Here is a 6,297-nt window from a genome sequence, read left to right as displayed (position 1 = left end):
CGCCAGAAGTCGCTCTGTTTTGTTATGCCGTTTTGCAACTTCTTCCAATCCCAAATTTTCTCAATTTGGAGCTTGACTTTTAATAGTTAGTCTTTCAACTAAAATTTTATCAATTTCATCAAACAATTCATTTACAAGGCATGCTTCCGGAACTTTTTTAATAACCTGTCCTTTACGGAAGACAAGGCCTTCCCCTTTGCCGCCGGCAATGCCTACATCGGCTTCCCTGGCCTCGCCGGGACCGTTTACGATACAGCCCATGACTGCAACGCTGATGGGTTCCTTAATATCTGCCAGCCTTGCTTCCACAGCAGCTGCCAGTTTTTCCAGATCAATGCTGGTACGTCCGCAGGTCGGGCAGCTGATCAGTGTCGGGCCATACGAACGCAGGCCTAAGGATTTTAATATTTCAAAACCAACCTTCACCTCATTTACCGGATCACCGGTCAGTGAAACTCTGATTGTATCGCCAATGCCCTCTGCGAGTAATGTGCCGATTCCTACTGCAGATTTAATGATTCCGGAATTCACCGTACCGGCTTCCGTGATCCCCACATGTAACGGATAATCACACTGGGATGCCAGAAGTCTGTAAGCCGCCAGCGTAAGAGGAACGTCATGACATTTCAGGGATATCTTTATATTGCGATAATCCATCTCTTCCAGAATACGGATGTGCCTCCAGGCCGCTTCCACTAAAGCCTCTGCCGTGGGATGACCGTATGTTTCCAATAAGTCTTTCGGCAGAGAACCGGCATTTACGCCGATACGGATCGGAATGTTTTTCGGTTTGGCAGCTTCTACTACTGCTTTAACCTTTTCGGTTCCGCCGATATTACCGGGATTCAGTCGGAGTCCGTGTACGCCGGATTCAATGGCCTGCAGGGCGAGCCGGTAATCAAAATGGATGTCAGCAATGACTGGTATGGGGCTGCCTTGCACAATCTCTTTTAACGCCAGGGCTGCATCCATATCCGGTACCGCGCAGCGTATTATATCACAGCCGGCATCTGTCAGTTTATGAATTTGTTCCAGCGTAGCCTTGGCATCCTGGGTTTTGGTATTAGTCATAGATTGGACGGCGACAGGAGCATCTCCGCCAATCGCAACAGGTCCGACATAAATTTGCCGGGTAGTTCTACGTTTCATGGGTCACCTTCCAAATAAGTTTTACGGTTTATCATCGCGTCAGATCTTTAAACGTTGCAAAAATGGTAAGAGCCAGGATCATCGCCACACCGACTTTCTGGATATTCTGCATGGCTGTTTTCCCAAGCTTATGCCCGGTCACTGCTTCAATCAGCAGAATCAGAAAATGACCGCCATCCAGCGCAGGCAGTGGCAACAGGTTGATGATGGCCAGATTCAGACTCAGCATAGCCGTAAACTGCATAAGCCTGTCAAAACCTTTATGGGCCACTTCGCCGGCCATCTTTGCCACTCCCACCGGTCCGGAAAACTCCGCTTTGGTTTTTCCTGTCACCATATGGTACAGCGAAGCATACATGTTCTTAATAATATTCTTTGTGGCAGTTACAGAAGCAACAACAGCCTGTACAGGAGTAAGCCGGACATTCTTCAGCGAAGATACCACACCGATAAACGGCTTCCCTGTTTCCGGATTCACTCCGGGCGTCACTGTGATTGTCAGCTTTTCCGTATCCCTTTGAATTTCAAAAGGTATGGGCTGCATTCCGGAATCCGCAATGTTCTTCCGTATATCCAGCCATTCATGAACCGGTTTTCCGTTAATAGACAGGATCCGATCCCCTTCCTTTAAACCGCTTTGTTCCGCCGGATACCCTTCTATAATTTGCCCTAATACCGGTTTATTCTCCGGTACATCCATGCCAAAGGCGAGAAAGAGACCGAAAAAAATCAATACCGGCAAAAGTATATTCATCAGGGAACCGGCCAAAATCACCAGCATCCGTGACGAAACGGGTTTAGCATTAAAGCCACGCTCCGGATCGTCCGGATCGTCCGGATCCATTCCTGCTATTTTATTATAACCTCCTAACGGAAGCATGCGCAGCGAGTACAGGGTTTCGCCCTCCTGCTGCTGATAAATAGTAGGCCCAAATCCGATAGAGAATTCTTCCACCTTCATCCCTGTTAATTTGGCAGTGATGAAATGTCCGAATTCATGAACCGTAACTAAAACGCCAAACACAAAAATACAAGCCAATATCGTTAACAAAAGCAAATCTCCTTATTTATAAAAACCTGTTACGTATTCCCAGCTGCTGAAAATTCAGTCAGCATCGTATTCTCACGCTGTCATTATCTCAGTCATCCGTAGCCTTATAAAATCCGCCCGGGCAAAGAGTATCCTACTGATGCTGAATCAAAATCCTTGTCATTAAACGCACATTTTGATCAGTCTCTTCAATTTCATCCAGACAGGGATGCGGAATCAGAATATGGGAATTAACTACACGTCTTACAATATCCGGTATATCCAGGTATGCAATTTTTCCGTCCAAAAATGCCGTTACGCACTCTTCATTCGCCGCATTAAACGCGCAAGGCAGACTGCCGCCCGCTTTGCCGCATTCGATCGCAATCTGCAGGGACGGAAACGCTTCCCTGTCGGGGGCTTCAAAGGTCAGGGTACCGCATTTTATCAAATCAAGCCGGCCAAAGCTGCAATCATATCGTTGCGGATAGGAAAGCGCGTATTGAATCGGGAGCTTCATATCGGGAATGCCAAGCTGGGCAATCACGGCGCCGTCATTAAACTCTACCAGGGAATGGACAATGCTCTGCGGATGGATCACGACTTCAATCTTTTCATAGGGCATATTGAACAGCCAGTGGGCTTCCATTACCTCCAGACCCTTATTGGCCAATGTCGAACTGTCGATGGTAACCTTTTTCCCCATGCTCCAGTTGGGATGCTTCAGGCACTGCGCAAGCGTAACCTGTTTCAGTTCATCTTTTGTTTTTCCCCGGAACGGTCCGCCGGACGCAGTTAAAATCAGTTTTTTTACTTCACTGGACCTGTTTTCCGTTTCTGTAAATGTCAGACAGGGATGATACCCTCCGCGAAGGGACTGGAATATGGCACTGTGTTCGCTGTCTACAGGCAGCAGGTTCACGTGATTCTCCTTTACCGCCTCCATTACAATATGACCGGCAGCTACCAGGGTCTCCTTATTCGCAAGAGCTATATCCTTACCCGCGTTAATGGCCGCCAGTATCGGACGCAATCCTGCATATCCAACCATAGCGCCCAGTACGGTATCAACTTTTTCATACGTTGCGGCAGCAAGCAAACCTTCCTGTCCGCTTAAAATTTCGGTTTTCCCATGATATTGTTTCTGCAGTTTGTCAGCGGCTTTTTTATCTGTCAATACAGCCAGATCCGGATGATACAATTCAATCTGCTGCAGCATCAGGTCCACATTCCGGTGAGCCGCCAAAACACGAATCTTCAGTTGTTCCGGATTGGCAGCTGCTACTTCCAGCGTTTGCCGGCCAATGGAACCTGTACTTCCAAGCACAGAAATATTTTTCATTATGAACTCCTGTTGCGCCGATTATTCACCTGCATAAAGCAGGGCAATAATCAGCGTATATAGCGATTCTGACAATCTAAGGAAACACTGACTAATCAGCTTCTCCCTAAATCCCCATGAATTTCATTACATAATAGACGGCCGGTACTGCAAAAAGCAGACTGTCGAAACGGTCTAACACGCCGCCGTGGCCAGGGAAAAAATTACCAGAATCCTTAATCTCGAAGGAACGCTTCAGTATGGATTCAATCAAATCTCCTACCGGGGCAAAAAACGCTACTGTCAATCCCAGTATCAGCGCAGAAACCAGACCCGTATGTAAGCCGTGATATGCAATTCCCGCGGTTACCGCAATAGAAAAGACAAAGCCTGCCGCTGCGCCTTCCATGGATTTTTTAGGACTCACAGAACAAAACCGGTGTTTGCCCAGAGCCATGCCAAAAAAATACGCGAAGGTATCGCTGGCCCAGGTACCTAACAGTACCATCCACAAAGCCAGTTCTCCCTGGGAAAAAACAAATCCCAAAAACTGAAAACTGTTTGCGGAATAATCCCGCATGAGCGGAATATGTGCAAACAATAACCCTACATATAATAAGGCCATCAGCGAATTGGATACGTGCAGGGGCCAGTTCGTTTCGCCGCAGTTGCAATGCCGCCAGAGCCCTTCAATCAAAATGCCTAAGACCGCAAATGTCAAAACCGGTAAAAAGTATTCCGTTTTGCCAGCTCCCGCTGCAGCAACAAGCAGCATAGACGGAAGCAAGGACGTAAGCTTATACGTATGAACATCTTTGGATCCGGCCATCCTGGCATATTCTCTCCAGGCAGCCGCAGCCAAAATAAAAACAGCGGCAGCAAAAAACAATCCGCCCTTGGTTACCAGAAAAACAGCAATCGGAATCCCGACTATTGCCGTCACAATACGTTTTAACAAAATAATCCAACCTTTGTGTTATTTTTGGACAAGCCCGCCAAACCGGCGCTCCCGTTTCTGATATACTTTAATGGCTTCCACCAGCATATCCGGGGTAAAATCAGGCCAGAAAACCTGGGTCGTCCAAATTTCCGAATAGGCAATCTGCCATAATAAAAAATTGCTGACCCGCAGGTCCCCGCCTGTTCGGATCAATAAATCCGGTGACGGAAGCCCCTGGGAATATAAATTATTTTCAAATACGGAAGCATCAATGTCTTCAATCTTCAGGGAACCATCCGCAACCTGCTGTGCAATGGACCTGACCGCGTGCAAGATTTCCGCCTGTCCTCCGTAATTAATTGCAAGATTTAAAATAATTCCTGTATCGTTTTTTGTTTCTTCGATGGCATGATCCATCTTTTCTTTTACAACCTCAGGAAGCCCCTGTCTCGAACCCATGAAACGTACCTGAACATTGTTTTCCTTAAATTCCTCAATTTCAGAAGTAAGATACCGGCTTAACAGCTCCATAATAAAATGGACTTCCGTTACAGGACGTTTCCAGTTTTCTGTAGAAAAGGCGTACGCTGTAATCGCCTTAATACCCAAAGTGTCTGCAGCCCGTACAATCGTTTTAAGCGTCTCCGCACCCACTTTATGGCCCTGTGTACGAATCTTTCCCCGGGCTTTGGCCCAGCGTCCGTTACCGTCCATGATAATTGCGATATGCCGGGGAATATTATCCATATCCAGACCGTCAACATTCATGGTGACTTTGGCAGGCATGGAGCGGACAGGTTTTAAAAACAAAGAATTAAACATAAAATAACATCCTTGTACGTAAAGAAAAATGTGCCTCCCCTCCTGTCGGAACAGAAGGGGAGTTTTTTCAAGAAATTATTCCTGAGAAATAGCGCCAACCGGGCAGTTTGCTGCGCATGCGCCGCATTCTACACATTCGTCGGCAGTGATCTGGTATTTGCCTTCACCGTCTTCTTTCGGTGCGCCAACGGGGCAAGTGCTGGCACAAGTGCCGCAGCCTACGCAAGCGTCAGTATCAATTTTGTAAGCCATACTCGAGCACCTCCTTTCTCCTCTTCATAATAGTACTCAAAAGTATTTTATGATCAGCCAGCTCCTGCTGTCTGACAACATATTCTTCCCTAAGGCAATTCTCTATAGTATCATGCCGGTAAGCGGAAGAAATACGTACAACCTGATAATCCCAGCCAGACGCCGACAACAGTTTTTCTGCTTCATGCAGAGGCAGGGCTACAACATCCGGCATCGGTTACACTTCCATAATTTCTTTTTCTTTTGCCTCGATTACTTTGTCGATTTCTTTCATCATTTTATCCGTCAGTTTCTGTGCCTTGTCCTGACCGTCTTTCGAATCGTCTTCCGTAATCTCTTTCGCCTTTTCAGCCTTTTTGATACCTTCAATAATATCGCGGCGCATATTGCGAATACTTACGCGTGCTTCTTCTGTACGTTTATTGGCAGTTTTTACCAGTTCTTTTCTGCGTTCTTCTGTCAGCTGAGGCAGATTTAACCGAATGACAGACCCGTCAGTGTTGGGATTCAGCCCCAGGTCCGATGTCATAATTGCCTTGGATATGGCTTTGATCATAGTCTTCTCCCAGGGAGTGATTACGATCATGCGGGGTTCAGGTACGCCAATATTGGCAACCTGATTAATCGGAGTCGGAGTTCCGTAATAATCCACCGTAATTTTATTCAGCAGTGCCGGAGTTGCTCTTCCGGCCCGGAGACCCGCCAGATCTTCCCGAAGAAAAGAAATTGTTTTCTTCATTTTTTCTTCGTTGTTTGTTAAAAGTTCCTCAATTGTCGCCATAA

At 46.8% G+C, this 6,297-nt stretch carries 8 protein-coding genes; all 8 read right to left on the bottom strand.

Going from position 1 to position 6,297, the window contains the following annotated elements; genetic code table 11:
* Nucleotides 1-60: 60 nt before the first annotated feature.
* The gene (ispG, locus tag QZV31_RS08395) at nt 61-1,149 is read right to left on the bottom strand and encodes a flavodoxin-dependent (E)-4-hydroxy-3-methylbut-2-enyl-diphosphate synthase (protein WP_295359587.1); all 1,089 of its coding nucleotides are present in this window, start codon (nt 1,147-1,149) and stop codon (nt 61-63) included.
* Nucleotides 1,150-1,180: 31 nt separating this feature from the next.
* Nucleotides 1,181-2,200 carry an RIP metalloprotease RseP gene (rseP, locus tag QZV31_RS08390; RefSeq protein ID WP_295359586.1) on the bottom strand — a complete coding sequence of 340 codons (1,020 nt, stop codon included), beginning with the start codon at nt 2,198-2,200 and terminating at the stop codon, nt 1,181-1,183.
* Nucleotides 2,201-2,333: 133 nt separating this feature from the next.
* Entirely contained in the window at nt 2,334-3,521 is a 1,188-nt protein-coding gene (locus tag QZV31_RS08385; RefSeq protein ID WP_295359585.1) for a 1-deoxy-D-xylulose-5-phosphate reductoisomerase, read from the bottom strand.
* Between the two features lie 106 nt (nt 3,522-3,627).
* Nucleotides 3,628-4,458 (bottom strand): phosphatidate cytidylyltransferase, encoded by an 831-nt coding sequence (locus QZV31_RS08380; protein WP_295359584.1) that lies wholly within the window; start codon nt 4,456-4,458, stop codon nt 3,628-3,630.
* Nucleotides 4,459-4,476: 18 nt separating this feature from the next.
* Nucleotides 4,477-5,226, bottom strand: a complete 750-nt coding sequence (locus QZV31_RS08375) for an isoprenyl transferase (RefSeq protein WP_366508704.1) — start codon at nt 5,224-5,226, stop codon at nt 4,477-4,479.
* 111 nt (nt 5,227-5,337) lie between these two features.
* Nucleotides 5,338-5,514, bottom strand: coding sequence for a 4Fe-4S binding protein (locus tag QZV31_RS08370; protein WP_093730815.1), 177 nt, complete (start codon nt 5,512-5,514; stop codon nt 5,338-5,340).
* On the bottom strand, nt 5,498-5,728 hold the full coding sequence (locus tag QZV31_RS08365; protein WP_295359582.1) for a PASTA domain-containing protein: 231 nt from the start codon (nt 5,726-5,728) through the stop codon (nt 5,498-5,500). Before QZV31_RS08365 ends, QZV31_RS08370 begins: the two co-directional genes overlap by 17 nt.
* Nucleotides 5,729-5,731: 3 nt before the next feature.
* Nucleotides 5,732-6,295 (bottom strand): ribosome recycling factor, encoded by a 564-nt coding sequence (gene frr, locus QZV31_RS08360; RefSeq protein ID WP_295359581.1) that lies wholly within the window; start codon nt 6,293-6,295, stop codon nt 5,732-5,734.
* Nucleotides 6,296-6,297 lie beyond the last annotated feature (2 nt).

Origin of the sequence: uncultured Succiniclasticum sp. (genome assembly GCF_902793885.1) — a bacterium.
Taxonomy (GTDB): Bacteria; Bacillota; Negativicutes; order Acidaminococcales; family Acidaminococcaceae; genus Succiniclasticum.
This window is presented reverse-complemented; position numbering and strand designations above follow the sequence as displayed.